We start from the raw sequence: 26,192 nt of genomic DNA, 5'->3' as shown, positions 1-26,192 counted from the left end.
GGCTCACGCTCCTTACCAGCTGCTGCGCTCGCCGCTGCGGGCCACTTTCGGGCCGGCGGCCGTGTTGCCGAGCGCTTGTAGGGCCACAAGGGGCACCACGGCGTTGCCGATGATATTCTCGCGCAGCCACTTGCCCACGTCCTCGTTGAACTTGATGGTGCCGTGGTTGTGAAAGTCGGCGCCCGAGCGGTAGAAGCGGTACCAGGAGCCGCCGCCGGCGTGGTCGAAATAGTTCTTGTTGTCCGTGCCCAACTTCACGCCGAGTGCCGAATTGATGGGCACGAAGCCGTCGTTGTCGATCTCCCCGTCCGAAACGGTGCCGCGCTCTTCGGTGAAGCGTCCTGAGCAGGTGCCGGGCAGCGCCATGCTTTTATGCGGCACGGCATCCCAATCGGTGCGCAGGTAGTAGAGGCGCGGCTTCGCGAGGAAGGAGGCGAGGTTGTAGATCGGCAGGGTGAGGCATCCCGTCACCGGCTGCACGTCGCGCACGCGGATGATGTCGAGGGCCTTGTTGTCGTCCGGCGCGGCGCCCCAGGGCTTCAGCAGGTTGCCGCCGAAGAACAGGTGCATCGCATAGTCCACGCGCACGAGGTTGTAACATTCGAATTGCTTGCGGTTCGTTTCGCCCGGCAGCAGGTCGTCGATGTTGGCGCGGCCGATGCCCCCGTCTACGGTGTTGAGGTCGTTGTCGTACACGTTGGGATTCTGGAAAAAATCCGGACCTGCCGGCACGCGGCCGCCGAGCGCATGCACGGGAATGAGCGAGGCGTCGGAGCGGCGGCACAACTCGGGGCGCAGCACCGTGGCGTTGAGGTTCCGTACAAACCCGGTGCGCAGTTGCCGGATCACATAGGTGTCGGGGTCGGTTTCGTTGATCTGCACGCCCGGGCCCGGCAGGTGCTGCACCACCGACCCCATGGCGGCGTTCCAGGTGATGGGCGACCCCTCGTGCGGCGTGGCCAGCGTGGTGATGTGGAGCGTGCGGTTGCGGATGAATTCCATATTGGCCTTGTCGGCAGCCGAGAAGTTTTCCGCGGCCACGTCGGGCATATTGGAGGGAATGCCGTCCGGCGCCGAGCAGATGGTGCGGGCCACGAGGCCGCCGAAGCTGTGCCCGAGCAGAATGAGTTGCGGCTGCTTTTCCGCGGGCCAGGAGCCGAACTGCGCGTCGTAGAGGCTCACGATCTGCGCGGCGGTCTGCGCCACCTGCTTCTTCATGGGCTCGCTGCCGTCGCGGTAGGTCATCATCAGCGAGAAGGGCGTGTAGAAGTTGCGGTCGGGCTTCGGCTTACCGTAAATGGTGACGAAGTGGTGCGCGGAGTTGTTGTCGTTGAGGAAGCGCGTCTCCCAGTCGGGGCGGCCGAGCGCCGAAGCGGGATTATCGTCGGCAAAGGTGGTGGGCCTGTCCGTTTGTGCGCCGAAGAGCCCCCACACGAAATCGTAGCCCCAGTAGTTGCGGGCGCCTTTCAGCGTACCGATCCGCGCGTCGGTGCTCGGGTAGCCGGTAATGCCGTGGATCAGTACTACTACGGTGGGCCGGTTCTTTGCAAAGACGAAGGCGCTGCCGGTAGTGCCCCCGCGGCCGGGCGGCAGCGTATAGCTCCATTGCGGGTTCACGAGGCGGGAGCGCGCCTGCGCCAGCACGGTTTCGTTCGGCTTCTTGAACGTGCGGCGCATCAGGGCGATGGAGTCGGCTGCCGTGATCGTGCTGCGCTGCGCGATGGTTGTGGGCACCTGCGTGTGGGCTGGCAACGCCGCATGCGCGAGCAGGAGGGGGAGGATCATTCGTTTCATGAGAGCTGTGTTGATGCGGTTATCGATGATGGTAAAAAAACTATTGGATAAGGGTTAGTTGCAAAGAGCCCCGGCCTTTTTGAAATCCGCAACCTCGTTGCCGTAGGCTACGGTGCGCCAGTTGTGCCTGAGCAGGACACCGACCGACAGCCGCTCACGATGCGTTTGATCGAGCAGGAACTGCAGGGCGGGCAGCAGGCCCGGGTCGGCAGCCGCATCGCGCGCAAGGATCTTTTCCGCCAGCCGGCCGGCCCACCACGCTGGCAGCGGCCGCCCCGCCAAAAGCGTGTTGTAGAAGGAAGGTGCAAGGCTGTCGGTGCGCAACGGCAGCTCCAGCAGCAGGCTGTCGACGGCGGGCACGCGCAGGTGGCGGAGAGCAGACAGCGCTTCGGCAGCATAAGCGCTTTGCAACAGGTCACGGATCTGTGGCCACTCGGCATCGGCGCCTGCGTTTCCAGCTACATACAGGTATTGCAGGGTGTCGCGGAGCGGACGGTGCGGTGCCAGCAGCGTGTGAAGCAGTTGCTCGTAGCGGGCCGGCTGCGTGGAGCGCAGCCACAGGGCCGCATTCGAAAGCGCAAGGGCGGCGAGGCTTGCCGTGTTCGGGTCAGACGACGCCAGCAGCGGCTCCAGAACGGCGAGGTATTCCTCCTCGTGCGCCCCGGCAAGCGTCAGCCGCAGCACGATGCCCTTGAGCCGCTCGTAGTCGCCGGCCTGTGCGCGGATGCGGCCGGCCAGGTATCGGAGCGTGGCGGGCACCCGGCTCTCGGCCAGCGCATCTTCGAGCAACGCATGCTGTACCGAGCTGTCGGGCTGCGCCTCGTAGAGCGCCAGCACCTGCCCCACCGATGCCGCCTCGAGCTGCAGCAATGAGCGCCACTTCGACTTGAGCCGGAAGCGACCTTCCATCGAGAGGGTCGGTGCGCTGCCGGTTTCGGCGCTGAGCTCGGCGAAGCGGGCCCCGCCAAGCAGGCTCCGGGCAATGCGGCGGCGGCGCTCCTCTTCCGGCAGCCGCTCGAACAGCGACAGCACCACCCCGCCGGCGGGTGCCTCCAGGCGCACAGCGGCAGCGGATGCAGGCAACGGCTCGAGCAACAGGCGTCTGCTGATGCAGGCCAGCGCCTTGCGCCCGAGGTATTGATGCTTCTGTTCGCGCAGATCGAGCACCTCCGGCAATCCTTCGCTGTCGAAGGTCGCCGCCCATGCATACTGCGGCACCACGAGCGCCTGGCGTGCGGCGGCAGGCCGTCCGCGCAGCCCGCTTTTTTGCAGGCGCCGCGCTGCAGGGTCGGGATGATAGAGCACCTCGTAGTCGCCGTCGTGGTGCCGCTCCGCCTGGAGACCGGCCAGCCGCGGGAAGCGCAGGTGCATAGCGGCCAGCCAGGGTAGCGACCGTTCGAAAGAGGCGAGCGATTCCTCCGCCGTCCGGACGCGCGCGGGGCGCCCCTGCGCATCGGTAGTTACCACGCCCTCAAAAGGCTTCACCTCGGCTGCGCCCGTAGTAGTACGGTACGCCCCGGGGATGACGCGGAGCACGAATTCCGAATCCGAAAGCGGTTGCAACTGGAGTGCGCCCTCCCAGAGGAGCGTATCGGTGCGTGCCGCCTGCTGCCCGCCCGCCTGCAGCATCGAGCCATAGTCGGAGCGCACGGTCTCGGTGTACCGGAAACGATAGGCGCGTGCCTGGGCGGCGGCGGTCGAAACAAAGGCTCCGGCCGCCAGCCACAACAGGAGGCTCCGCAGGCAGTTACCAGCTGACATACTCGGATTTGTCTTCGTCCACTACCTTTTTGCTGAACGTAACGGCGGAGCCCGAGTTGAACAGCTCATTCTCTACGCGGCGAAGCTCCCAGCAGGAAAGATCCTTGAACCGGGTGATGATGCTGGTGCCGCATTTGAACACCGGGTATTGATAGTAGGTAAAGAGGCGGCCGCGGAGCAGGCTGAGGTTTGCCTCCCCGTACATATCGTTGATGAACACGATCCGGCCGTTGTTGATACCCAGGCCTGCGCTGAAGCCGTAGTCGAGTCCGCCTTCAATGAGCCGCAGCTCGCCGCCCACACCGGCGTCAACCGTGTTTCCGATGAGCTCTCCGCCCGCTCCGAGCAGCTCGGTGAGCGAGGTTTCAAGCAATATTGACTGGCTGGCGCGCGGTCCCATCGTACCGGTTATGCCGGTGCGCTTCAGCTCCACGTCGATGTTGGCGCCCACGTTACCGGCCGCGAGGTAAAAATCGACCGGCATGAAAAGATTGAGGCCATAGGTGAAAATATCGGCGGCGCCGATCAGCTTGTTGTAGGTGAGCGCGCGGTTGTGGTTGAAGCTGTAGTTGTCCTGCGCAATGTCGTTCCGGTTTTCATTGATCAGTACCTGCTGCATGATCTGCAGGCGTGCCTTAGAGCTGTGCTTCTGCGTCTTGTTGCTGCGCGCCGTGAACTCCGCATCCAGCTGGTAGGCGGTGAGCCCGCCCAGCTCCGGGAGGTTGGAAGAGGCCGTGAGGTTGATGCCGGCGGTGTATGACGAATTCGTTTCCTTCATCAGCCGCTCCAGCGTGGCTTCGTTGCGGTCGGCGGCTGCGATCACAAAGGGATCGGTCTCGCCCTTGAGCACGAACTTGGCCACGACCTTCACACCGTAGCCCTCTACGTTAAAGGTGGGCGGCGACACATCGAAGGTGCGGTCGAACTTCTCGTTCGGCAAGGCATTTATCCGGTCGGCATTGGCCGCGGCCACCATCGCGCTCCGCAGGGTTTTGAGCCGCTCGATCCGGAGTTGCTTATCGCTAAAGCGCGCCACCATCTGCGTGTTCATTTTCCGGGGGGCGGCGGCCGCCATCGCCACTGCTGTGGGCGCCACGCCCGAAACGGCGAGCGCAGTACTGAGCTTATAGCGCGAGGCCACGACGGTGGCCTGGGGGCGATTACGGGCAAATCCCATCGAGGCAAGGCTGCGTTCCACCTGGTTGAGCGAGCGGAGGTACTCCGATAACTTCACGGTTTTTTTATTGGGCAACGTGATCGGTGTCTCGTCGGGTGTGCCGGCCGCCGCGAAGTCGGTTTTCTGGTACGGGGTGAAGTTCACGGGCGACGCCGATACCGGTTTGAAATCGGCACGGTCGAAGGTCTTTTTCTGTGCGGCGAGTGGTCCGGCCGCCAGCAGCAGCAGGGTGAGGGCTTGCGCCCCGGTTGACTTCTTCATTATTGTAGATTTACGGGTGACGATTCGAGGTCAGCGCATCATGCAGCTGATGTTGGCAATCGGGATGAACTGGGTTGTTTTGAAGTTCGCGTCGAGCACGCAGCGCATGCCGTAGTTGAGGATCACGTTGCGGCCGATGCGCCAGTCGCCGCCGATGTTGATGCTGTACGGGTGCACGATGTCCCAGCGTACGGTGCTGGTGATGACGGCCTTGCCGGTCGGCGCAGTAAAGGCTTCCTGGAGGGCTGCGGACGGCGTGCGGAGCGACTTGCCCTCGCGCAGGAACTCCACGAAGAAGCTGTATACCGGCCCGCCGTAGCGCAGGTTGATGCCGAGGGTGAGGAGGCGGTTGGCGGCTACCGCGCTTGCGGCGGTCTCTTCGCCGGTGGTCTCGTCGCGGAGCAGGAAATTGACCTCCTCCTCGTAGAAGGTGCTGCGCACGAGGCCCGACACGAGCCCGCGCTTGCCCACGCCGAAGCCGAAGTTGATCCAGGCGCCCGAGCCGGTATTGCGGTTCACGCGCAGCTTTCCCAGCGAGCCCGCGCTGTCGGTAGCATAGGTATAGATCTTTCCGAAGGCCACGTCCACGTAGGCGGCGTTCCAGTTGTCGACGATGAAGGTGCGGGCCCGCTCCTGGATGGCCGTATTTCTGCGGGCATGAAAAGAGGTGAGCTGCCCGTCGTTCTGCTTCAGCTCCTCGCGCAGCACCTTGAGCTCGTCGGGGCGCGTGGTGCTGTCGAGGCGGCGCAGGATGAAGCGCTCCTTATCGCGCAGCTGCACGAGCTCGTCGGCGTAGGCCTGCTGGATGTCGTCGTACACGCCGCGCAGCAGCAGCGGGTCGCGCTGGCGGTATACATTGAGTTTGAGGGCCCAGCCGATGCGCCGGTCGGCGGCTTCGGTCTGCACGGTGCCGAGCGACACGTCGAGCGAGGAGAGGCGGTGCTGGAAGGGCGTGGCGCGCTGGTATTTGTCGAGCGGCCGGCGGTTGTAGGCGAGCTCCCAGATGGGCTGTGCCTGGATGGCGATGTTGGGATTGAGGCGCCAGTTGCGCATGCTCCAATCCACCTTGAAATCGCGGATGTCGGCGGTGCGGGCCACCTGGCTTGGAGCCTGGCCCATCAGGTCGAAGAGCGGAGAGGTCGGGATAGTGAGCTCGCGGGGCGAAAGCTTGTCGAGGCCTTCTTTTTCATTCTGCGCCCGGAGGGCGGCGGGCAGCAGCAGGATCAGGAAAAATATGGTACGCATGTCGGGGAGGTTTTGCACTGTAAAAGTTGCAAAACCATCCACGCGGGACAATCGCTAGATGTAGGGAGAGGGGAATGTGCTAATGGGTTAATGTGCTGATGTGCTGATAAGGGGGACGCAAAGGCGCGGAGGTTTACGGGGACGCGAAGGAGGCGAAGAGCGCTACGCATCGTTCTCAATGCACAGCGAACTTTCTGTTTATTAGGCAGTCTGCCTTTCGTAAGGCAAAGCGTCCCGCAGGCGGGACATGCGCGGAGGCGGTCTTACAGGTAGCAAGGCCACTTAACCGCTACCGGTTCTCCAACTTCGCCCTTACTGTTTGTTGCCTGTTTTACGCTTGCTGTCGTGCTCGCAGCCTGCACCTGGGAGTATGACTGGAACTAAGCGGAGGGCCTCCGCGCATGTCCCGCGTATGCGGGACGCTCTGCTTGCGACCAGCAGGGGATAGCGGAAAGAACGGATGAATGCCGGTCCGTCGGAAAACTCCTCAGCGTCCTTTGCTTCCTTTGCGTTCGATAGCATTCTTTGCGCCTTCGCGTTACCACGAAAAAAGCTGTTGACCGCGAGGGCCTTCAAATCTTTGCATCACCGGGCCATCAGCACATTAACTCATTAGCACATTAACTCATTAGCACATTACACAATCTTATTCTTGATCGCCAGGGAAACCGCTTCGCCGAGCGAGTGCACGTGCAGTTTCTCGTAGATCTTCTTGACGTGGGAGTTGACGGTGGAGTAGGAGATGCCGAGGGCGTCGGCCACCATCTTGTAGCTCTTGCCCTCGGAGAGGAGGCCGAGCACCTCCTGCTCCTTGGCGGTGAGCTCGTAGGAGACGGCCTGCGGCGCGGCGGGCTTGTCGAAGAACTGGATCACCTGCAGGGCCACCGAGGGCGTCATGAAGGCGCCGCCGGCGTGTACCTCCTCGATGCTTTGCAGGATCTTCTCCGGGCCCGCGCTCTTGAGGATATATCCCTGCGCGCCCGCGCGCAGCGCAGCGAAGATGCGTTCCGCGTCCTCGAACACGGTTTGCATGATGATGCGCACGCCGGGCGCCACCGCGCGGATGAGGCGCACCGCTTCGATGCCGTCGATACCGGGCATCTCGATGTCCATCAGCACCACGTCGGGCGCGAGCATGCGGATGTCTTCCTGCACGCCGGAGCAATCGGGGAAGGCGCCGAGCAGCTCGATGTGGGGGCTCAGCGACAGCAGTGCCTCGAGGCTGCGGCGCCGGTGCTCATGGTCATCGTATAGCAAAACGCGGATCATACGGCAAACTTAACCGATGGTTGCATGGGTGACCTCCCTAGATGTAGGGAGCGGAAGGGTGCAGGTGATCACGGTGCCCTGGCCGAGCGCGCTTTCGATGCAGCAGGAGCCGCCGATATCTGCCGTGCGCACATGCAGGTGCGCGAGGCCGTTGCCGCGGCGCACGGCGGTGGGGTCGAAGCCGCAACCGTTGTCGCTCACCTGCAGCAGCCAGCCACCGTCCTGCAGCCTGCCCTGCACCAGCACCTGCGTGGCGCCGCTGTACTTGACGATATTGTGGAGCATCTCCTTCACCAGGAGGCAAAGGTTGCGGCGCTGGTGTACGTCCTGCACGCCCGCGTCGATGGCGGCGTCGAAGTAGTACGTAGCATCGATGCCCACGGGCCCGAGCAGTTCGGAGCCGAGGTTGCGGATGCGGGCCGACAGCGGCAGGCTGCCGTCTTCGCCGCCCTTCATGGCCCACACGATGTCGCTCATGTTCTCGATCACGGCGCGCGCGTTGTCGCTGATCTGCTGCAACAGCTCCTCCGCTTTCCCGGGCTGCTTTGCCAGGAGCCGGCGCGCCACGTCGCTATAGATGTGGATGCTGCTCAGCGACGCGCCCACGTCGTCGTGAAGGTCGCGGCTGATGCGGCTCTTGAGGGTCTGCACGTCGAGCTCGCGGCGCAGGAGGTCGGCAGCCTGGCGGGCGAGGGCCTCGTTGCGGCGCGTTTCCTCGAGCAGGGCCTGCCGGGCGTGCTCGCGCTCCTGGTAGAACTGCTTGAGGCGGTAGCCGAGCGCCGCGGAAAGGAAGATCGTCTCCAGCAGGATGCTCGCCTGCATCACGCTCAATCCCTGGAAGGCGAGCTTGTTGCCGTAAACGGCATTGACGATCAATCCGGCGATGACGCCGGTGACGGCCACGAGGGTACCGGTGATGATGAGCCGGTAGAACGGATCGCGGTAGCCGCGCACGAGGCGGATGGCGAGCAGCATGCCGAAGCAGCACACGGCGAAGGAGGCGATGGAGACGAGGCCGGCCGAGAGCTCAGGCAGCCAGCGCAGGAGGCGCAGGACCCCGTAGATCGGCACGAAGATGCAGATGAAGTATTGGATGAAGGTCCAGCTGCGCCAGTGGAACCGCTCTTCGGGCCGCACCTTGAGCGCCACGCCCAGGAAGTTGACGTACATCAGGAAGCCCAGGTTGGAGAGCATCGGGTCCAGTGTTTCTACGGTATAGTAGTCGAGGGGCAGCAGCGTGGTGAGCCGCGCGTCGAGGATGCGGACGATCGTGAAGCCCGACATCACGAAGAGGTAGGCTGCATAGTGTAGGTAGGCTTTGTCTTTCTGCTGCAGGTAGATGGAGGCATGAAACGTGCCTACGAGAAATAGTCCGCCGAGGGACAGCAGCAGCAGGTAAAGGACGGGGTGCATGTGGAGGAGCGTACCAGTAAGATACGACAAGGATCTCAGATCCCGGATGTGTGATCTCAGATTTGCGGAAAGCGTTGCTTCTCCCGCTTATTTGGGGCACACTCTAAAAATGAGCCGAGAGAAGGAACGCAGATGATACGGATTTTATACGATGAGGGCGGATTATGTCTTATAATGCTTCAGGTTTAAAATCCGCAAGTGTTACGCAGGTATGATCGGTTGGTACGATAAGGTTGCCTCACATAAAAGCCCATTACAAATAGACCAATAAACAATCCCTCCTTAGCGAATACCTTAGCTTCTTAGCGCCTTAGCGGTTCAAAAACGCTTCTTCACCTTTTTCGCCTTCCGTGTTCCCTGTTCCTTATTCCCTGTTCCCCTGTTCTTAAAGATCCCGCAGCCGCTCCACTGCCGCTGCCAGCGTTTCTTCCTTTTTCGAGAAACAAAACCGCAGCACGCCGTTGTCGACCGGGGCGCGGTAAAACGAGGAGACCGGGATCGTGGCTACGCCGGCTTCCTTCGTAAGGCGGATGGCAAAGTCCTTCTCGGGCTCGTCGCTGATGTCTTTGTAAGAGTAGATCTGGAAATAGGAGCCATGGCTGGGCAGCGGCGTGAAGCGCGTACCGGCCATCAATTGCTGGAAGTGATCCCGCTTCCCCTGCAGTTGTTTTCCAAGTTCAAGGTACTGGCTGCGGTCTTTGAGGAATTCCGCCAGCGCCACCTGCTTCGGGGTGTCGCAGGTAAAGGCGTTGAACTGGTGGATCTTGCGGAACTCGGCCATCAGCGGCGCGGGCGCGATGCAGTACCCGAGCTTCCAGCCGGTGCAGTTATACACCTTGCCGAACGAGAAGCAGGCAAAGGCGCGGGCGCGGAGCGCCGGGTACTTCAGCACGCTCTCGTGTGGCAGCCCGTCGAAGATGAGGTGCTCGTACACTTCGTCGGCAATGAGCACGATGCGCGTTCCTTCCACAATCGATTCCAGCTCCTTGATGTCGGCCGCCGACAGCACCGCGCCCGTAGGGTTGTGCGGCGTGTTGATGACGATGGCGCGCGTGCGCTCGGTCACCTTTGCGCGCACGGTGTTCCAGTCGATCCGGTATTCGGGGAACAGGAGGTTCATGGTAACGGCTTTCGCGCCCATGAGCTCGATCTGCGGGATGTAGCAGTCGTAAGCCGGCTCGAACACGATGACCTCGTCGCCGGGGTTAAGGATGGTGGCAAAGGCCGTGAACAGTGCGTAGGTGCCGCCGGGGGTGATCGTGATCTCGGTGTCGGGATGCACCTCCGTTCCGTACAAATACTGCACCTTCTCCGCGAGCGCTTCGCGCAGCGGGATATAGCCGTTCATGTGCACGTACTGGTTGAAGCCGTCGCGCATGGCCTTGTCGACGAGGCCGGCGAGCTCCGCGCTCATAGGGTAATCGGGAAAGCCCTGCCCGAGGTTGATGGCCTTGTGCTCGGCGGCGAGGGCGCTCATCACGGTGAAGATGGTGGTGCCCACGTTGGGCAGCTTGGAGGTGATCTGGATCGGCGACATGGGCCCAAAAATACGGGGAGGGGCATGCGGAAAACGCAGAACACGCGGAAGACGTTTGTTGCGGAAGAGGGTTGAGGGTTTTGACCTGTCTTTTGGTGCGGGTGCTGCTGGTGCGGGCGTTCCGCTGAAAGCGGACCCGCATCCGGGTGGGGCAGTTTTTATGAAACGCGGAAAGAGGGCCAGGGCATGCTGCCCCTGGCTATCTTTAGCAGATGAGTCAACGAACCCTTTATGCGTCGGGTGCTCCCTGGGAGGCCACGGTAGGCTATAGCCGCGCGGTGCGCGTGGGCAACGTGATCGAGGTGTCGGGCACCGTGGCCGTAGACGAATACGGCGTGCTCATCGGCGAGGGCGACCTCTACCTGCAGACTGAGTTCATCCTCCGCAAGATCGAGGCGGTGCTGCTGCAGGCCGGCGCCGAGTTGCGCCACGTGGTCCGCACGCGTATGTTCGTGACCGACATCTCCCGCTGGGAAGAGGCCGGCCGCGCGCACGGCGCCCTCTTCGGCGACATCCGCCCCTGCACCACCATGGTGGAAGTGAGCCGCCTCATCGGCGAAGGCCAACTGATCGAGATCGAAGCGACGGCTGTGGTGGATTAGAGAAGGAACGCAGATTTTACGGATTTTATACGATGGGCGCGGATGATCGTTGGTTGGGCTGTAGTCATTTTTACTCCACCCTTCAAGCAGGTATGATCTGTTTGTACGATGATGTATGCTGTGGAGAAACCAATTACAAATAAACGAATAGACCAATAAACGCTCCCTCCTTAGCGAAAACCTTAGCTCCTTCCCTGCCCGCTGAAGCTTCAGCGCAGGCGGGTTTTCTTAGCGGTAAAAATCCCTTCTTCTCCGGCTCCTGCCTTAAGTATTCCCTGTTCCTTATTCCCTGTTCCCTGTTCTTCTGTTCCCCTCCCTGTGGAAAAGCCCTTCATAACTTCTCCGGCTCCTGCTTAGCTTAGGTACCGCTTTTGCAACAACGTTCCCGGTTATGAACTTCAGCAACATTCTTTTTCTTGACATTGAAACCGTGCCGCAGTACAGCAGCTACGACGAATTGCCGGAGCGCTGGAAAGGCCTCTGGGATATCAAGGCCGCTTCCCTCCTGCGCGGGCGCGAGGGCGAGGGGCCGGCTTCGGTGTATGAGCGGGCAGGCATCTATGCTGAGTTCGGGAAGATCGTCTGCATTTCCTGCGGCTGCCTGCAGGGCGATGGCCCCGAAAAGCGGCTCCGGCTCAAATCGTATTACGGTCACGACGAGGCGGCACTTCTCCGCGACTTCGCCGGCACTCTCCACCGGCACTGGACCGGGCCCGACAAGATGCTCTGCGCACACAACGGCAAGGAGTTCGACTTTCCCTATCTCTGTCGCCGGATGATCATCAACGGCATCCTCATTCCCGAGCCGCTGCTCATCGCGGGCCGCAAGCCCTGGGAGGTGCGCCACCTCGACACGATGGAGCTCTGGAAGTTCGGCGACTTCAAGAACTACACCTCCCTCAACCTCATCGCCGCCGCCCTCGGCGTGCCCTCGCCCAAGGATGATATCGACGGCAGCCAGGTAGGACCGGTCTATTGGAACGACGGTGACCTCGAGCGCATCCGCACCTATTGCCAGAAAGACGTGGTGACGCTCGCGCAGGTGCTGCTGCGGTATCATTGCCAGCCGCTCGTGCCCGAGGAGCAGGTGCTGATCGTGAGTTAGGGGTCGCAGGCGGCCTCTTCAATTTTGTTTTGTCCCGGCGCAAGCGCCTGGCAGTCTTTAAAGATCGACGCGGGTTTCACGCGAAGACGCAAAGCACGCAAAACGTCATTGCGAGGCAGCAGGCGCCGTAGGCAGCCTGCAACGAAGCAATCTCCCCCGTTACGCGTGAGGCCAGACAGAAGGAGCCCAAAACCATGTAGCAATACCGCCCTTTCATTTTTCTTTCGGACGCGCTGCATAACGCGAGGTTTTTACGAAGACTCCGCGTAACGCGGGAGATTGCTTCGCTACGCTCGCAATTACAGCACTCCGGGTAACGCAACATTCCCTGCGTACTCTGCGTTTTTGCGTCTCCGCGAGAAATCCGCGTGCCGCCTTAAGAAAAGTCAGCCGCTTGCGGCGGACAAGAGCAGGAGCTTTTACATCAAAAGAAAAAAGGCCGCACAGCAGCGACCTACCAGTAAACGAGTAAACCAATAAACACAAAGGGCCACCCACCGGCGACCCTTACTAATAAACCAATAAACTAATAGACCAACAGACGTTCCCTCTTACAAAAACCCGTCGCCCATGTTGCGCTTTACTTCGGCTACGTATTCCTTGATCTCCTGCTCTTTCTCCTTCTGGCAGATGAGCAGCACGTCCTTCGTATCCACTACGATGAAGTCGTCGAGGCCCTGGAGCAGCACGAGCTTGCCCTCGGGCGCATGCACCACGCAGCGCTGCGCGTCGATCACCATCACGTGGTCGCCGACAACGGCGTTCTCGAGGTAGTCCTTCTCCATATTGTCCCAGGCCGAGTTCCAGGTGCCGAGATCGCTCCAGCCGAAGGCGGCGGGGATCACGTATACGTTATCGGCCTTCTCCATGATGCCGAAGTCGATCGAGATGTTGACGCACTGCGGGTAGATCGTTTCGATCACCCCGGCCTCCGCCTCGGTATTTAGCTTGTCCTGGTCGGCGGCGAAGAGCTCGTACATCTCGGGGAGGTACTTGCGGAAGGCGTCCACGATGCGGCTCACCTGCCACACGAAGATGCCCGCGTTCCAGAGGAATTCGCCCGATGCCACGAAGGCCTGCGCGAGCTCCTTGTTCGGCTTCTCCGTAAAGGTCTTCACCTTGTTGATGCCCGGCACCACCTCCATCGTTTCGTACTGGATGTAGCCGTAGCCGGTGTTGGGGTAGGAAGGCTGGATGCCGATGGTGACGAGCGCGTTGAGGCTGGCCACGAAGGAGAGCGCCTTGGCACAGACGCCGAGGAAGTTCTCCTGCTCGAGAATGAGGTGGTCGGCAGGCGCCACGATGAGCGACGCCTCCGGATCGAGCTGCTGGAGCTTGAAGGAGATATAGGCCACGCAGGGAGCCGTATTCTTACGGTAGGGCTCGGCGAGGATGTTGGCCGCCGGGATCTCGGGGAGCTGCTCCTGTACGAGACCCACATAGTCGTCGGAGGTCACCACGTAGATGTTCTCCACCGGCACGATGTTGCGGAAACGATCCATCGTCTGCTGGATGAGCGTGCGGCCCGTGCCCAGGATGTCGAGGAACTGCTTCGGGTAGTTGGTGCGGCTGACGGGCCAGAACCGGGAGCCGATGCCACCGGCCATGATGGCCACATACGTGTGCTTATTAATGTGCTGGCGAATGAATGCGTTCATAATGGGCTTAAAGCAGACCCTCGCGGATCAGGTCGTGCAGGTGGATGACGCCGGCATAGGCGCCCCCGTCGAGCACGAGCAGTTGGGTAATATTGTTGCTGCGCATGATGTCGAGCGCGGAAACGGCCATCTCGGAAACGTCGATGGTCTTGGGCGATTCGGTCATGATATGCCCGGCCTGGATGCCTTCGAGCGAGGTGGTGCGCTCCAGCATGCGGCGCAGGTCGCCGTCGGTGATGACGCCGGAAAGTTCCCCGGCATTGTTGATCACGGCGGTCATGCCCAGGCGGCGCTTCGTGATCTCCACGATCACCTCCTTGAGCGTGGCGCCGATGTTGACCTGGGGCTGCTCGTTCTGGCGCGAGAGGTCGCCCACGCGGAGGAAGAGCTTCTTGCCGAGCGCCCCGCCGGGGTGCAGCTTGGCGAAGTCCTCCACCTTGAAGCCACGGTGCTCCATGAGGCAGACGGCGATGGCGTCGCCCATGGCGAGCTGGGCCGTCGTAGAGGTGGTGGGCGCCAGGTTGTTGGGGCAGGCCTCCTGCTGCACGGTGGTGTTGAGGATGAAGTCGCTGTGCCTGGCCAGGAAGCTCTCGGTGTTGCCCACCATCCCGATCACGCAGTTGCCGAAGTTCTTGATAAAGGGCACCAGCACGCGGATCTCGGGGCTTTCGCCGCTTTTGGAGATGATCATCACCGCATCGTTGGGCTGCACCATGCCGAGGTCGCCGTGGATGGCGTCGGCGGCGTGCAGGAAGAGGGCGGGCGTGCCCGTGGAGTTGAGCGTGGCCACGATCTTCTGGGCGATGATGGCGCTTTTGCCGATCCCCGAGATCACGATGCGGCCCGTACAGGCGGCGAGGGTTTCGATGGTGGCTTCGAAGCCGTCGAGCTGGTCGGTAAGCGCGCGCACCGATTCCGCTTCCATGAGGAGGGTGCGGCGGGCGGCTTCCAATATGGATGTATCCGGTTTCAAGGGTCGCAAAGTTAGGCCTTTTACCGCCATACGAAGAATGCCGGCCCGGCGTCCATTAAGACGGTTTTAACGGTTTGTATTTAGTTGCCTATGCAACCTTGTGCTACATTCGCTTACTTGATTGGACCCCTCCTGACGGCTGCCAGCACCGGAACGAACAAACCGCACCTCTCCGCGGACAGCAGCAGATGAAAAACCCTTACACAGCCGTTTTCGGGAAGACCAAAATGATTATCTTGAATACCTTGCGTCGCCGTAAGCATAAAATAGTGTGGACCCCATGAGTACCGTTAACAAGAACCTGAAAAAGCCCGCCGGCAGGAAGAAGGCGGAGGCACCTGCTGCCCCCACCGCTCCTTCTGCCTCTCCCTTTAGCTCCGAGCAACTACATAGCGCCCTCCAGGAGCACTTCGGCCTCGACGGCTTCCGCGGCAACCAGGAAGCTATCATCCAGAGCCTCCTCTCCGGCCACGATACGTTCGTGATCATGCCAACCGGCGGCGGCAAAAGCCTCTGCTACCAGCTGCCCGCCACCATCCTCGAGGGCGTCGCCATCATCGTGAGCCCGCTCATCGCCCTCATGAAGAACCAGGTGGACCTCGTGCGCTCCTACGCCTCCAAAGACGAGGTGGCCCACTTCCTCAACTCCACGCTGTCGAAGAAAGAGATCAAGACGGTGCACTCCGACCTCAAGAGCGGCCGCACCAAGATGCTCTACGTAGCCCCCGAAACCCTCACCAAGCAGGACAACCTCGACTTCTTCCGCGACCTCACCGTATCGTTTTTCGCGGTGGACGAGGCCCACTGTATCTCGGAGTGGGGCCACGACTTCCGCCCGGAGTACCGCCGCCTGCGCGACATGATGGACGAGATCCACCCGACGGCCCCCGTCATCGCCCTCACCGCCACGGCTACGCCCAAGGTGCAGAGCGACATCATCAAGAACCTCGGCCTGCGCAACCCGCAGATCTTCCTTTCCTCCTTCAACCGCCCCAACCTGTACTACGAAGTGCAGCCCAAGGTGAAGAAGGAAGATACCCTCAAGAGCATCGTCCGCTTCATCTCCCAGAACAAGGGCAAGAGCGGCATCATCTACACCACCAACCGTAAGACCACCGAGGAGCTCGCCGACCTGCTGAAGCAAAACAGCATCAAGGCCGTGGCCTACCACGCCGGCATCGACTCCAAGATCCGCTCCGACCGCCAGGACCAGTTCCTGAGCGAGGACGTGCAGGTGATCGTGGCCACCATCGCCTTCGGCATGGGCATCGACAAGCCCGATATCCGCTTCGTGATCCACTACAACATCCCGAAGTCGATCGAGAACTATTACCAGGAGACCGGCCGCGCCGGCCGCGACGGCCTCGAAGGCAAGTGCATCCTGTATTATTCGCACAAAGACGTTTCCAAGCTCGAGCACCTCATGCGCGACAAGCCGCTGAGCGAGCGCGAGGTGGGCAACCAGCTCATCTCCGAAACGGTGGCCTTCGCCGAGAGCGGCGTGTGCCGCCGCAAGGTGCTCCTCTCCTACTTCGGCGAGGAATACGGCACCAAGGGCTGCGGCCAGTGCGACAACTGCAAGCATCCTAAGGAAGTGATCGAGGCGAAGGACGACGTGGTGCGCATGCTCCAGACGATCACCGCCCTCGACGAGCGCTTCGCTACCGACTATACCGTCAAGATCATCCGCGGCGAGCTCACGCAGCAGATCAAGATGTTCCGCCACGAAGGCCTGGCACAGTTTGGCCTCGGCAAAGACCAGCCCGAGCACTTCTGGAACTCGCTCGTGCGCCAGCTGCTGCTCGAAGGCATCCTGCAGAAGGACATCGAGGAGTACGGCGTGCTCAAGATCACGAAGAAGGGCCAGGAGTTCCTGAAAAAGCCCAAGAGCTTCAAGATCGTGCTCAACAACCTCTTTGAAGACGCGCTGGCCGACGATGACGAGTCGGGCTCGGAGAGCAACGCCGCGCCTGTGGCCGACGAAGCCCTCTTCAACATGCTGAAGGAGCTGCGCCAGGTAGAATCCAAGAAGAAGAACCTGCCCCCGTTCGTGATCTTCCTCGAGAACTCGCTGCAGGACATGGCCACCTTCTTCCCGACCACGACCGGTGAGCTCGAGCGCTGCCAGGGCGTGAGCAAGGGTAAGGCGATCCGTTACGGCAAGCCCTTCCTGGAGCTCATCGAAAAATATGTGACCGAGAACAGCATCGAGAAGCCTGACGACTTCGTGATGAAGAGCGTGGTGAACAAGAGCTCCAACAAGGTGCACATCATCCAGCAGGTGGATAAGAAGATCCCGCTGGAGAACATCGCGAAGAACCGCGGCCTGCGCCTCGACGCGCTGCTGGAGGAGATGGAGACGATCGCCGCGTCGGGCACGAAGCTGAACCTCGACTACGCCATCTCCGATATGCTCGACGACTACGACCAGGAAGACATCCTCGAGTACTTCAAGGGCTGCCAGACCTCTTCGCTCGACGTGGCGCTGCAGGAGCTCTCGGAAGGCAACTACAACTGGGAGCAGCTGAAGATCATGCGGATCAAGTTCCTGAGTGTGTACGGGAATTAATGAGTGATGAATGATCAGTAATGAATAACGAGGCCGCCCGTTGGGTGGCCTTTTTCTTTTGCCCGGGTCAGCGGAATGGAACACGGATCATACGGGTGTGACGAATAGGAACGGATCGATCAGTATTGATCTGTGGTATCCGTCCCATCCGTGTTCTTGCTCTTTTTCCCGGGAGCCAGATTTTTTCGAAAATTTCTTTGGGGATTGTCTGTGGATATCCCTATTTTTGCAACCCGCTTTCGCGCAAGCGATGGTTGGAAAAGGAGGTGCGGTAGCTCAGTTGGTAGAGCACTAGACTGAAAATCTAGGTGTCGCCGGTTCGACCCCGGCCCACACCACAACCAGAAACAACAGCCCCGGAGCAGTAATGCTGCCGGGGCTTTTTGTGTTCACCAACGGATCCGGAACGCCGCACATGAAAAAAATTTTTGCCCGGCGAATATTAATCGTAATATTGCAATCAAACGAACAATATGGGGGTTACGAAAACGGAAATGTTCACGGCGCATCAGAATAAGCTCGCCACCCTGCTCAAGGCCATTGCCCACCCCGCGCGTATTGCGATCCTGCAACACCTCATCAAGGCAAACGCCTGCATCTGCGGTGACCTCGTAGAGGAGCTGGGCCTGGCACAAGCCACCATCTCCCAGCACCTGCGCGAGTTGAAGAACGTCGGACTCATCCAGGGAACGATCGAAGGAACAAGCGTCTGCTACTGCATCGACCCGAAGACCTGGAAGGGATACGAGAAAGAGCTGGCTGCGCTGTTCGGATCGTACAAGGGCGGAGCCGGTTGCTGCTGACCCTTTTTTTGGATACCTCAATCGCAATATTGCAATAAATAGTATCTCGCTAAACTCAAAACCATCCACATGCAAACGGAACAAGACCTCAAGCACCTCGTGCGCGAAAAGTATGCGCAGATCGCCGCCCAGGACAAAGACACCAACAGCGCTTCCTGCTGTGGCTCCGGTGGCTGCTCTGATGAAGTATACAACATCATGGCCGACGACTACTCGACCCTCGAAGGCTACCACCCGGACGCCGACCTCGGGTTGGGTTGCGGACTGCCTACCCAATTTGCACAGATCAGGCCCGGCAACACCGTGATCGACCTGGGATCGGGCGCCGGCAACGACTGCTTCATCGCCCGTCACGAAACCGGCGAGGCCGGGAAGGTAATCGGCATCGACTTCACTCCGGAAATGATTGCCAAAGCGCGCCACCATGCGGCCGTGCGCGGGTTCACCAACGTGGAGTTCCATGAAGGCGACATCGACAACATGCCCATTGCAACCGACACCGCAGACGTGGTGGTGTCTAACTGCGTGCTCAACCTGGTACCGGATAAGAAAGCCGTATTCCGGGAGATCTTCCGGGTACTGAAGCCGGGCGGCCATTTCTCGATCTCCGACATCGTGCTCGTGGGCCGCCTGCCCGAAAACATACAGCACGCCGCCGAAATGTACGCCGGCTGCGTATCGGGAGCGATACAGAAGGAAGCCTACCTGGAACTGATCCGCGCAAGCGGGTTCACGAACCTGACGGTGCAAAAGGAAAAAGTGATCACCATCCCCGACGACATACTGGGCGCTTACCTCGGCGCCGACGAGCTCGAGGCCTTCAAACACTCCGGCACCGGCATCTTTTCCGTAACGGTGTATGCCGAGAAACCGCAAGCGGCACCCTGCTGCCAGCCCGGCTGCTGCAACTGATTCTGATTTATAAAGCTGCGCCGCCCGCGTGCACGCGGGCGGCGCATATCCCGACTGTCCCAAATGAATAAAGACACAAGACCCTGGATCGCGCGTCATAAGCGCTTCGGCATCATCCTCGTGGGCATCATCGCGCTCAACGTCGCGTTCGGCTTCGACCCACGGTTCACGATCATCAACCTCCTCTGGATCTTTATAAGCGTTGTAAAAATCGACTGATGAAACGAATATTGGTATTATGTACCGGCAACAGCTGCCGCAGCCAGATAGCGGAAGGCTACCTGAAGCATTTCGGCGGAACGGCACTTGAAGTACGCAGTGCAGGAATAGAGGCCCACGGGGTCAACCCACGCGCCGTTGCTACCATGAAAGCCGACGGCATCGACATTTCCGGCCAGTCATCGAACAGGGTCGATGAATACGCCGGCGAGTCCTTCGACTATGTACTCACGGTCTGCGACAATGCGCAGGAGCGTTGCCCCCACTTTCCGGCATCGGCCACGAAATTGCATGCTGCCTTCCCCGACCCGGCAAAAGCTACCGGCTCCGAGGCCGAGATCGAAGCCGCGTTCCGGCAGGTACGTGAAGAGATCAAAGAGTTTTGCAGGCGCCTTGCGGGCGAGCTGGTGCAGGCAACCCGCTAGCCCGCCGGGGGAGCGCCCACCCGTATTCCTACGGGCTGCCTCGCCCGATTCAGACCGGGGTCGTGGCAAGCGTAGCCGGAACCGGCGAGCGGCGGTACTGCTGTACCTTCAAGCCGACCCGACCGCCCTCCCGGGTCCAGGCTGAAGTACAGGTAGCTATGGGTGTTCCCCGGAGCAGCAATGCGACCGCGGCTGTTTGTTGGAACAGTCGCCTCCCGCTCGCCGGCCATACCTTCACCCTTACTTATAACGACCAGCGACATGATGAGCAGTGCGGCAGCATATCGTTTTCTACAAGGCGGAGCGAGCGACAGCGACGATTCGCTGCGCTTCGCCGGGGAAGCCGCGGGGCTCGGCATCTGGTACTGCGACCCGGCTGGCAACCTGTTCTCCGGAAACGAGCGCTTCAAGCAACGGTTCGGCCTGCCGCCGGCTTAGGACCTCGATCCCGGCATAGCCCCCGGCGTCTTGGCCGACGGCGACCGAGAGCGCGTACGCGCCGGCATCGAAGGGCCCGGCTAATGGCTATGTGCCCCCGTGGTCCGATTTTTCCTTATTGCTCCTCAAATCCCGCTCCCATGGCCCGCACCGGCCCCATCATCATTATCGACGACGACAAGGACGACCGCGACCTGCTCGCCGAGGTGTTTGCGTCCCTTGAGGTCATCAACAAGCTCAAGTTCTTCGAGAGCTGCACCGATGCCTATACCTATTTGAAGACTACCCGCGACAAGCCCTTCATCATCTTCTCCGACATCAACGTGCCCGGCATGTCGGGCGCCGAGCTGAAGCGCCTCATCAACCAGGATCCGGCGCTCCGCCGCAAGAGCATTCCCTACATCTTCCTCAGCACCACCACCAACCACGCGGCCGTGCTCGAATCGTATGAGAACCTGTCGCAAGGCTTCTTCTCGAAGCCGAACGATTTCAAGGCGCTGGTGCATATGGTCGAAATGATCCTCAACTATTGGAAGATCGCGCGGCACCCCAATGCCGACCTGCTCTGAGCGGCCATTTCTTAGCGATTGTTAAGCGCGGAAGAACCCGCGAGCGGGAGCTTTGACGAAACAATCGTCATGAAGACCCTCATCGCACTCGAAGAGGCCGCGCTCACCGGCGCCGCCCTGTATTTCCTCGGTCAGCAGCCGCTATCTCTTCCGCCCTGGGCCTGGGCCCTCCTCTTCTTCGCTCCCGACGCCAGCATGCTGGGCTATGCGGCCGGGCCGCGCGCCGGCGCCGTCGCCTACAACATGGCCCACCACCGCGGCGGCGCACTCGGCGTTGTTGCAGCCGGGTACTTCGGCGGATACGAGGTGTTGCTCGTTGCCGGCCTTTTGCTCTTCGCCCATGCCTCCTTCGACCGTGTGTTCGGCTATGGGCTGAAGTATGCCACCGGGTTCGCTCATAGGCACCTGGGCTTTGTCGGTAAACAGAAAAGCAGCGGTTCCGCCTACCGGGAAGCGTGAGGCGTAGAGAGGAAAGATTTTAATATTTACGCGTTCGTCAGGCCGGGGGGCGGGCATGGACTGATCAAGTGGCCACAACTACAAACCTCAAACTATGCACCTCTCCGTCCGCGGATCCGGCTGAGGCTCACCGGTGTGATGCCCAGGTAGCTCGCGATATATTGCTGCGGGATGCGCTCGAGGATGCGCGTCTTGTTGCCGGCCAGCAGGGCGGCATAGCGCGCCTCCGGCCTTTCGGTGAGCAGCGATACCATCCGCTCCTCCAGGCCCGCGGCCAGGTACTCGGCCAGCTTGCGGCCGAGGGTGCCCCAGGCAGGCCGTTGCCGGTACAGGGTATCGATCACTTCGTAGGGAAAGCACAGTACCTGGGCCGCCTCCAGCACTTCGATGCTCAGGCCCGCCGGGCGGCCGCGCAGGCAGCCGAGGTAATCGCAGAGGAGGTCGCCCTCCAAATAAAAGTAGGTGCTGCGCTCCACGCCGTCGACCGTGTAATACTGCCGGAAGGTTCCCGCGAGCACAAAGGCCACCCAGGGCGCACGCTTGCCGGCCTCCACGAACAGGGCTCCCTTCGGAAGGGTGCGCTCCTCCAGGTGCGGCGGCAGTAGCTCCCACTCGTCGTTGGGCAGCGGGGCAAAGCGCTCGAGCTGGCGGCGCAGGTATTCAAGCGGAGCGACGGGTGGTGGTGAATCCATAAAAAGGCGCGGAAAGGACGCCTCCAAAAATACGCAAGCAGGCGCCAGAGTGATCTCAGATCTACCTGGCGTGCGTCAGCAATACATCTGAAATCCGAAATCTCACATCTGAAATCACATCCGAGATCCGCGATCACAGATCTGCAATCCCTAATCGATCTCGTTGTCACCGAGCTCCTTGGTCAGCTTGGTGAAGCCCACCACGGTGCCGTCGTCGTCGTGGAGGGCTGTGATGAGGATGGAGCCCCAAAAGGTACTGCCGTCTTTGCGCACGCGAATGCCGATGTGCTTGGCGCGGCCCTCCTTGGTGGCCTGTGCCAGCAGCAGGTCGGGGAGCCCCTGCTCGCGGTGTTGCGGGAGGTAGAAGGCCCGGAAGTTCTGCCCGATGATCTCGTCGGCGCTGTAGCCTTTGATCTGCTGGGCGCCCTTGTTCCAGGAGAGGATGGTGCCGTCAACGTCCATCAGGATGATGGCGTAGTCCTGGATCTCTTCGATCATGCGCCGGTGCAGTATTTCGAGGAGCGCCGTTTTTTCCATGGCGCGAAGCTAAGGGAGAAACGCCGGTAACGAATTGATCAGCAAGCGGCACCAAGTGCGAGAACCGGATACGCAGCCCAACCGGCCACGGGTGCATCCAGCCCTATTGAGAAAACAGGCCGCTAACGACAGCAGGCGACAGCAACTGCTTATCTTGCCGCAAAGTCAGGTGCTTATGGGGTACGCTTTCCTGAACGTTTTCTTCTTCGTGTTCCATACCGCCTGGACCCTGTTCAACATCACGGGCTGGGCCTTCCGCCGTACGCGGCGGCTCCACCTCGCCACGATGCTGCTGACCGCGGGCTCGTGGTTCGTGCTGGGCATCTGGTACGGCCTGGGCTATTGCGCCTGCACCGACTGGCACTGGCAGGTGCGCGCGAAGATGGGACTGCACGACGAGAGCCGCTCCTATATTCACTTTCTCCTGCTGAAAATTACCGGCATCAATTTCGACCGAGGCCTCGTGGAAGGCGCCACGCTCGCCTTCTTTGTCCTTAGCTTCGCACTCAGCATCGTCCTCAACGTACGCGATGCGCAGCGGCGAAAGCGGAGCGCAGCCGCGGCCACCGGCTGAGCATGCCGCACCTATTGTAACGCAGACGCACAACCGATAACCACGCTCTTCACGCCACCACCCAATAATCATGCACCCGCTTCTCACTCGCCTCCGCGCCGAACTCGCCGCCCGAGGCAACCCGCGCAACCGGGATGGCGCCAAACGCTTTTTCAAAGAAGGCATTGAATCTTACGGACTCCGTATGGCGGATACGCGGGCCCTTGCAAAAGCCTACGCCAGAGAACTGTCGGGGCAGGGCAAGGAATCCGTATTTGTACTGTGCGAGGACCTCTGGCGGAGCGGCATGATGGAGGAAGGACATATCGCGGCAGCCTGGGCGCTGACACAAAAGAAGCATTTTGCGACTGATGATCTCGGCACCTTCACGCACTGGATCGATGCGCATGTCCATAACTGGGCGCACTGCGACGACTTTTGCAACAATGTGCTGGGCGCTTACCTCATGAAGTTCCCGGAGCAGTTGCCGGTGCTCCGGGAGTGGGCCGTCTCAAAGAACCGCTGGGTGCGCCGCGCGGCGGCGGTGTCGCTCATTGTGCCCGCGCGCAAGGGCGCTTTCCTCGAAGAAAGCCTCGCCATCGCCGGGGCCTTGCTTACCGATCCCGACGACCTCGTGCAGAAAGGCTATGGCTGGCTGCTGAAGGAGCAGTGCAAAATGAACGAGGACGCCGTGTTTGCCTTTGTGTGCCGCCACAAGGCCCGCATGCCCCGCACGGCCCTGCGCTATGCCATCGAGAAGATGCCGGAAGCGCGAAAGCGGGAAGCGATGGCGCGCTAGTTTATTCGCTCCCGGGCCGAATAAAGGGCATCCGGCCCAAAAGGATCCAGCCCCGCGGATCGTTAGGATTGCGCAGTTGAAACGTAAACATGTAGGGCCCGAGGATGAATCCTTCCTGTGACACCTCCGGTATGGGGTCAACATGCATGCGTAACGCTGCCGTATCCTCCGCCACTTTATCGAAGATCGACCGGAAGATGGTTTTGTATTGCGTTTGGTACTTCAGCAGCATCACAGAATCGTTCTTGAAATAGAGCGTTAGGTACTCGGTGTATGCCTGCCGGCTGCTGTCCATTTTACCGAGCAGTGTCTGCTCGCCGCCGGAGGGATAACCCGGATCGAAACCCAGGCCTTTCGCATAGTGAATGAGCGCCGCGGTATCGCCGCGTAGGTCGATCAGGCGGCAGAGGTCGGTGAACGTGACCGTTTGCGCGTGCAGGGAGCCGGCTGCCGGAAGCAGCAGGGCCAGGAGGAGCATTCTCATGAGACCGGGTTTGGTGAAGGTGTACCAGGGAAACGACACATGCGGCGGCCCATTGCCTTTCATGACCGCTTTAAGTTTTCCTTAAGTTCCCGGCTAGCGGGTAACGTTAGGATTGCGGCCGCGTGGGAGCTGGATATACCGCCAGGCCCTAGCTTTGCAGGAATGCCTGCCCCGATCCGGTATTTCTACTTCCGCGCCGCCTTGCTGGCGCTGCTGATTCCCGTCGGCCTGTTCGCGGCGCTGGGCAGTGCTGTGTCGCACAAATACGAGGTCAGCGAAGGCCGCATCGCTGTGGAGCTGGACCGCCGCCTGACCTACGACAGCAAGCTGGAGCAGATTCAGGCGCTCGATGAAAAAGGCCGCCGACTCAAAATAGCAGCCAGAGCCGGCGCTGCCACTGCCCTGCTCTCCGCCATGGGCCTTGTGGTTCTTATGCTGCAAAAACGGCGGGCGGCAAAGCGTTTAACGGAATCCATTACGCACCCCGCTTCGCAAACACTTTACCCATGACCTACGACGAATTCCAGGACTTTATCCGCGGCAAGCTGTTCCTGGTAGGACTGAGCTTCTACAATGCCGACCGGCAGCTCCTCGGGCAATACCAGACCTCGGGGCGCGTGGAGCACCTTACCGACACCGGCATCCTCGTGCTGAAGCGCGACGATGACAGTCTCTTTGCCGTGCCGTACGACGACGGGGCGATCCGGCCCGCCGCACCGGGCGAATACACCGAGCACAGCACCGGCAAAACGATCGTGAACCCTGATTACCTCCTCAGCGGCGACGTGGAGGTGGCCGATGCCGCAGAGATCGAGGCCATCCGGGAGCGGGGCTTTTTTACGGCGTGAGGGGGGACGGGGTCCTCTACTTCCCGATTTCCGTACCTTTACCAGACATCAACCATGACTTACGCCATGCGCCTCGTTCCTGCATTGCTCGCTGCCACGATCCTGTTTTCCGCCTGCGAAAAGATCGAAAGCTATGACAACAATACGCCGCCGCCGGCCAACCCGCCCGGAGGCGGTGGCGGCACCCCCACAACGCCCACAACACCAGCCGCACCGCGCCTCGTGCGCGTATTCGAGCTCGACACCACGTTGATGCATCCCTTCGACACCATCGGCCGGCTCACGCTCAGCTACGACGCGCAGGGACGTCTTTCCAACCGCCTTGACATCGCCTTCGACGAGATCACGGGCGACACCGCCTCCGTGCACCAGCACCAGTATTTCTACAACAGCGCTTTCGACAGCCTCGCCACCCGCGTCCGGCGCTCGTTGCGCAACGCCGGTACCGGCAGCGCCTTCGTACAGGATAAATACTTCACCCATGTCAACGGACTGCTGGTCAAGGACAGTGTCGTATCCGCGTCGGCAGGCAGCACCGGCTACCGGGTCTGGCGCTACACGCAGGCACCCAATTTCGTAGGGCTGACCGGCCTTTCGGGCGACGGCCTCAGCCGCAGCAGCAGCAACTTTTACCAGACCTGGCAGGGCGCCAACCTCACGCAGCAGCTCGACACCATGGTGGAGCAATACGGCACGCAGCAACCGATGTATCTCCGCTCCGAGCTGATCACCACCTACCTCGACAAGCCGAACCCTTTCTTCAAGCCCTACCGCGCCTGGTGGGAAAACTGGGTATGGGACGCATATGGCCTCGGCGCCTGGTTCAACACGTCAAAGCACCTGATCCAGCAGCGCACCTGGAACACGAAATCCTGGAACAACGGCGGCACGCCGAGCATCGGCACCCGTACCATCACCTACTCCTACGTATTCGGCGCCCACGGCTATCCCACGCGCATCACCGAAGTAACGGTGGGCAGCTCGGTGAACGAGCACCGCACGCTGGTGCTGCAATACCAATAAGCAATTCAGCTCTTTTTAAAAGCCCTCCTTCCCGGGGGGCTTTTTTATACGCCTTACCTTCACGCCC

27 protein-coding genes and 1 tRNA gene are annotated in these 26,192 nt (G+C 60.9%); 16 read left to right on the top strand and 12 right to left on the bottom strand.

Annotation, left to right across the window (positions count from 1 at the left end):
* Positions 1-12: 12 nt before the first annotated feature.
* The 7 genes from ABD937_RS17515 to ABD937_RS17485 form a co-directional block, all read right to left on the bottom strand.
* Complete coding sequence (locus ABD937_RS17515) at positions 13-1,794, bottom strand: PGAP1-like alpha/beta domain-containing protein (RefSeq protein ID WP_345257116.1); 1,782 nt, start codon at positions 1,792-1,794, stop codon at positions 13-15.
* A 54-nt stretch (positions 1,795-1,848) separates the two neighbouring features.
* Entirely contained in the window at positions 1,849-3,555 is a 1,707-nt protein-coding gene (locus ABD937_RS17510) for a hypothetical protein (protein WP_345257114.1), read from the bottom strand.
* Positions 3,542-4,993 (bottom strand): hypothetical protein, encoded by a 1,452-nt coding sequence (locus ABD937_RS17505; RefSeq protein WP_345257113.1) that lies wholly within the window; start codon positions 4,991-4,993, stop codon positions 3,542-3,544. Before ABD937_RS17505 ends, ABD937_RS17510 begins: the two co-directional genes overlap by 14 nt.
* 30 nt (positions 4,994-5,023) lie before the next feature.
* Positions 5,024-6,238 (bottom strand): hypothetical protein, encoded by a 1,215-nt coding sequence (locus tag ABD937_RS17500; protein ID WP_345257112.1) that lies wholly within the window; start codon positions 6,236-6,238, stop codon positions 5,024-5,026.
* A gap of 636 nt (positions 6,239-6,874) precedes the next feature.
* Entirely contained in the window at positions 6,875-7,507 is a 633-nt protein-coding gene (locus tag ABD937_RS17495; protein ID WP_345257111.1) for a response regulator, read from the bottom strand.
* 9 nt (positions 7,508-7,516) lie between these two features.
* Positions 7,517-8,920: a sensor histidine kinase gene (locus tag ABD937_RS17490; protein ID WP_345257110.1), complete on the bottom strand. Its 1,404-nt coding sequence runs from the start codon at positions 8,918-8,920 to the stop codon at positions 7,517-7,519.
* 385 nt (positions 8,921-9,305) lie between these two features.
* Positions 9,306-10,457, bottom strand: a complete 1,152-nt coding sequence (locus ABD937_RS17485) for a methionine aminotransferase (protein ID WP_345257109.1) — start codon at positions 10,455-10,457, stop codon at positions 9,306-9,308.
* 212 nt (positions 10,458-10,669) lie between these two features.
* On the opposite strand from ABD937_RS17485, the gene ABD937_RS17480 reads away from it, so the two are divergent.
* Positions 10,670-11,059: a RidA family protein gene (locus ABD937_RS17480; RefSeq protein WP_345257108.1), complete on the top strand. Its 390-nt coding sequence runs from the start codon at positions 10,670-10,672 to the stop codon at positions 11,057-11,059.
* Between the two features lie 391 nt (positions 11,060-11,450).
* On the top strand, positions 11,451-12,164 hold the full coding sequence (locus tag ABD937_RS17475) for a 3'-5' exonuclease (RefSeq protein ID WP_345257107.1): 714 nt from the start codon (positions 11,451-11,453) through the stop codon (positions 12,162-12,164).
* 551 nt (positions 12,165-12,715) lie between these two features.
* Here ABD937_RS17475 and ABD937_RS17470 read toward each other — a convergent pair.
* Together ABD937_RS17470 and ABD937_RS17465 are read right to left on the bottom strand one after the other, a co-directional pair.
* Positions 12,716-13,822 (bottom strand): mannose-1-phosphate guanylyltransferase, encoded by a 1,107-nt coding sequence (locus tag ABD937_RS17470; RefSeq protein ID WP_345257106.1) that lies wholly within the window; start codon positions 13,820-13,822, stop codon positions 12,716-12,718.
* A gap of 7 nt (positions 13,823-13,829) precedes the next feature.
* Positions 13,830-14,795: a KpsF/GutQ family sugar-phosphate isomerase gene (locus ABD937_RS17465; protein WP_345257104.1), complete on the bottom strand. Its 966-nt coding sequence runs from the start codon at positions 14,793-14,795 to the stop codon at positions 13,830-13,832.
* 280 nt (positions 14,796-15,075) lie between these two features.
* On the opposite strand from ABD937_RS17465, the gene recQ reads away from it, so the two are divergent.
* From recQ to ABD937_RS17420, 9 genes are all read left to right on the top strand, one after another.
* Complete coding sequence (gene recQ, locus ABD937_RS17460; protein WP_345257103.1) at positions 15,076-17,364, top strand: DNA helicase RecQ; 2,289 nt, start codon at positions 15,076-15,078, stop codon at positions 17,362-17,364.
* Positions 17,365-17,629: 265 nt separating this feature from the next.
* A tRNA-Phe gene (locus ABD937_RS17455) sits at positions 17,630-17,702 on the top strand.
* 135 nt (positions 17,703-17,837) lie between these two features.
* Entirely contained in the window at positions 17,838-18,167 is a 330-nt protein-coding gene (locus ABD937_RS17450) for an ArsR/SmtB family transcription factor (protein WP_345257102.1), read from the top strand.
* Between the two features lie 69 nt (positions 18,168-18,236).
* Positions 18,237-19,079 carry an arsenite methyltransferase gene (locus ABD937_RS17445; protein WP_345257101.1) on the top strand — a complete coding sequence of 281 codons (843 nt, stop codon included), beginning with the start codon at positions 18,237-18,239 and terminating at the stop codon, positions 19,077-19,079.
* 63 nt (positions 19,080-19,142) lie between these two features.
* Positions 19,143-19,298 (top strand): hypothetical protein, encoded by a 156-nt coding sequence (locus tag ABD937_RS17440; protein ID WP_345257099.1) that lies wholly within the window; start codon positions 19,143-19,145, stop codon positions 19,296-19,298.
* Positions 19,298-19,723, top strand: coding sequence for an arsenate reductase ArsC (locus ABD937_RS17435; RefSeq protein ID WP_345257098.1), 426 nt, complete (start codon positions 19,298-19,300; stop codon positions 19,721-19,723). The genes ABD937_RS17440 and ABD937_RS17435 overlap by 1 nt, the downstream gene beginning before the upstream one ends.
* Positions 19,724-19,984: 261 nt before the next feature.
* The gene (locus ABD937_RS17430; RefSeq protein ID WP_345257097.1) at positions 19,985-20,161 is read left to right on the top strand and encodes a hypothetical protein; all 177 of its coding nucleotides are present in this window, start codon (positions 19,985-19,987) and stop codon (positions 20,159-20,161) included.
* Positions 20,162-20,301: 140 nt separating this feature from the next.
* Positions 20,302-20,730, top strand: coding sequence for a response regulator (locus ABD937_RS17425; protein WP_345257095.1), 429 nt, complete (start codon positions 20,302-20,304; stop codon positions 20,728-20,730).
* A gap of 69 nt (positions 20,731-20,799) precedes the next feature.
* Complete coding sequence (locus tag ABD937_RS17420; RefSeq protein WP_345257094.1) at positions 20,800-21,189, top strand: DUF4260 domain-containing protein; 390 nt, start codon at positions 20,800-20,802, stop codon at positions 21,187-21,189.
* A 92-nt stretch (positions 21,190-21,281) separates the two neighbouring features.
* Here the strand turns inward: ABD937_RS17420 and ABD937_RS17415 are convergent, their stop codons facing one another.
* Together ABD937_RS17415 and ABD937_RS17410 are read right to left on the bottom strand one after the other, a co-directional pair.
* Positions 21,282-21,881, bottom strand: coding sequence for a Crp/Fnr family transcriptional regulator (locus ABD937_RS17415; protein ID WP_345257093.1), 600 nt, complete (start codon positions 21,879-21,881; stop codon positions 21,282-21,284).
* 150 nt (positions 21,882-22,031) lie between these two features.
* Complete coding sequence (locus ABD937_RS17410; RefSeq protein WP_345257091.1) at positions 22,032-22,418, bottom strand: PAS domain-containing protein; 387 nt, start codon at positions 22,416-22,418, stop codon at positions 22,032-22,034.
* Between the two features lie 175 nt (positions 22,419-22,593).
* Here ABD937_RS17410 and ABD937_RS17405 point away from each other — a divergent pair, with 175 nt between their 5' ends.
* Positions 22,594-22,992, top strand: coding sequence for a DUF2784 domain-containing protein (locus tag ABD937_RS17405; RefSeq protein WP_345257090.1), 399 nt, complete (start codon positions 22,594-22,596; stop codon positions 22,990-22,992).
* Between the two features lie 70 nt (positions 22,993-23,062).
* Entirely contained in the window at positions 23,063-23,770 is a 708-nt protein-coding gene (locus ABD937_RS17400) for a DNA alkylation repair protein (protein ID WP_345257089.1), read from the top strand.
* Between the two features lies 1 nt (position 23,771).
* On the opposite strand, the gene ABD937_RS17395 is transcribed toward ABD937_RS17400, so the two are convergent.
* A complete protein-coding gene (locus tag ABD937_RS17395) occupies positions 23,772-24,254 on the bottom strand; it encodes a hypothetical protein (protein ID WP_345257088.1) in 483 nt (160 codons plus the stop codon).
* 162 nt (positions 24,255-24,416) lie between these two features.
* Between ABD937_RS17395 and ABD937_RS17390 the strand changes: the two genes are divergently transcribed.
* From ABD937_RS17390 to ABD937_RS17380, 3 genes are read left to right on the top strand one after another with little or no spacing between them, the layout of a single operon-like run.
* The gene (locus ABD937_RS17390; protein ID WP_345257086.1) at positions 24,417-24,764 is read left to right on the top strand and encodes a hypothetical protein; all 348 of its coding nucleotides are present in this window, start codon (positions 24,417-24,419) and stop codon (positions 24,762-24,764) included.
* Positions 24,761-25,102, top strand: coding sequence for a hypothetical protein (locus ABD937_RS17385; RefSeq protein WP_345257085.1), 342 nt, complete (start codon positions 24,761-24,763; stop codon positions 25,100-25,102). The genes ABD937_RS17390 and ABD937_RS17385 overlap by 4 nt, the downstream gene beginning before the upstream one ends.
* 54 nt (positions 25,103-25,156) lie before the next feature.
* On the top strand, positions 25,157-26,125 hold the full coding sequence (locus ABD937_RS17380; RefSeq protein WP_345257084.1) for a hypothetical protein: 969 nt from the start codon (positions 25,157-25,159) through the stop codon (positions 26,123-26,125).
* The last annotated feature ends 67 nt before the right edge of the window (positions 26,126-26,192 follow it).

This window comes from Flaviaestuariibacter amylovorans, assembly GCF_039541815.1.
In the GTDB taxonomy this organism is placed as follows: Bacteria; Bacteroidota; Bacteroidia; order Chitinophagales; family Chitinophagaceae; genus Flavisolibacter; species Flavisolibacter amylovorans.
This window is presented reverse-complemented; position numbering and strand designations above follow the sequence as displayed.

Excerpts from the sequence above, each read along its gene's own strand:
- ABD937_RS17515 (WP_345257116.1), bottom strand. The coding sequence starts at position 1,794 with ATGAAACGAATGATCCTCCCCCTCCTGCTCGCGCATGCGGCGTTGCCA.
- ABD937_RS17510 (WP_345257114.1), bottom strand. The coding sequence starts at position 3,555 with ATGTCAGCTGGTAACTGCCTGCGGAGCCTCCTGTTGTGGCTGGCGGCC.
- ABD937_RS17505 (WP_345257113.1), bottom strand. The coding sequence starts at position 4,993 with ATGAAGAAGTCAACCGGGGCGCAAGCCCTCACCCTGCTGCTGCTGGCG.
- ABD937_RS17500 (WP_345257112.1), bottom strand. The coding sequence starts at position 6,238 with ATGCGTACCATATTTTTCCTGATCCTGCTGCTGCCCGCCGCCCTCCGG.
- ABD937_RS17495 (WP_345257111.1), bottom strand. The coding sequence starts at position 7,507 with ATGATCCGCGTTTTGCTATACGATGACCATGAGCACCGGCGCCGCAGC.
- ABD937_RS17490 (WP_345257110.1), bottom strand. The coding sequence starts at position 8,920 with ATGCACCCCGTCCTTTACCTGCTGCTGCTGTCCCTCGGCGGACTATTT.
- ABD937_RS17485 (WP_345257109.1), bottom strand. The coding sequence starts at position 10,457 with ATGTCGCCGATCCAGATCACCTCCAAGCTGCCCAACGTGGGCACCACC.
- ABD937_RS17480 (WP_345257108.1), top strand. The coding sequence starts at position 10,670 with ATGAGTCAACGAACCCTTTATGCGTCGGGTGCTCCCTGGGAGGCCACG.
- ABD937_RS17475 (WP_345257107.1), top strand. The coding sequence starts at position 11,451 with ATGAACTTCAGCAACATTCTTTTTCTTGACATTGAAACCGTGCCGCAG.
- ABD937_RS17470 (WP_345257106.1), bottom strand. The coding sequence starts at position 13,822 with ATGAACGCATTCATTCGCCAGCACATTAATAAGCACACGTATGTGGCC.
- recQ (WP_345257103.1), top strand. The coding sequence starts at position 15,076 with ATGAGTACCGTTAACAAGAACCTGAAAAAGCCCGCCGGCAGGAAGAAG.
- ABD937_RS17450 (WP_345257102.1), top strand. The coding sequence starts at position 17,838 with ATGGGGGTTACGAAAACGGAAATGTTCACGGCGCATCAGAATAAGCTC.
- ABD937_RS17445 (WP_345257101.1), top strand. The coding sequence starts at position 18,237 with ATGCAAACGGAACAAGACCTCAAGCACCTCGTGCGCGAAAAGTATGCG.
- ABD937_RS17440 (WP_345257099.1), top strand. The coding sequence starts at position 19,143 with ATGAATAAAGACACAAGACCCTGGATCGCGCGTCATAAGCGCTTCGGC.
- ABD937_RS17435 (WP_345257098.1), top strand. The coding sequence starts at position 19,298 with ATGAAACGAATATTGGTATTATGTACCGGCAACAGCTGCCGCAGCCAG.
- ABD937_RS17430 (WP_345257097.1), top strand. The coding sequence starts at position 19,985 with ATGATGAGCAGTGCGGCAGCATATCGTTTTCTACAAGGCGGAGCGAGC.
- ABD937_RS17425 (WP_345257095.1), top strand. The coding sequence starts at position 20,302 with ATGGCCCGCACCGGCCCCATCATCATTATCGACGACGACAAGGACGAC.
- ABD937_RS17420 (WP_345257094.1), top strand. The coding sequence starts at position 20,800 with ATGAAGACCCTCATCGCACTCGAAGAGGCCGCGCTCACCGGCGCCGCC.
- ABD937_RS17415 (WP_345257093.1), bottom strand. The coding sequence starts at position 21,881 with ATGGATTCACCACCACCCGTCGCTCCGCTTGAATACCTGCGCCGCCAG.
- ABD937_RS17410 (WP_345257091.1), bottom strand. The coding sequence starts at position 22,418 with ATGGAAAAAACGGCGCTCCTCGAAATACTGCACCGGCGCATGATCGAA.
- ABD937_RS17405 (WP_345257090.1), top strand. The coding sequence starts at position 22,594 with ATGGGGTACGCTTTCCTGAACGTTTTCTTCTTCGTGTTCCATACCGCC.
- ABD937_RS17400 (WP_345257089.1), top strand. The coding sequence starts at position 23,063 with ATGCACCCGCTTCTCACTCGCCTCCGCGCCGAACTCGCCGCCCGAGGC.
- ABD937_RS17395 (WP_345257088.1), bottom strand. The coding sequence starts at position 24,254 with ATGAGAATGCTCCTCCTGGCCCTGCTGCTTCCGGCAGCCGGCTCCCTG.
- ABD937_RS17390 (WP_345257086.1), top strand. The coding sequence starts at position 24,417 with ATGCCTGCCCCGATCCGGTATTTCTACTTCCGCGCCGCCTTGCTGGCG.
- ABD937_RS17385 (WP_345257085.1), top strand. The coding sequence starts at position 24,761 with ATGACCTACGACGAATTCCAGGACTTTATCCGCGGCAAGCTGTTCCTG.
- ABD937_RS17380 (WP_345257084.1), top strand. The coding sequence starts at position 25,157 with ATGACTTACGCCATGCGCCTCGTTCCTGCATTGCTCGCTGCCACGATC.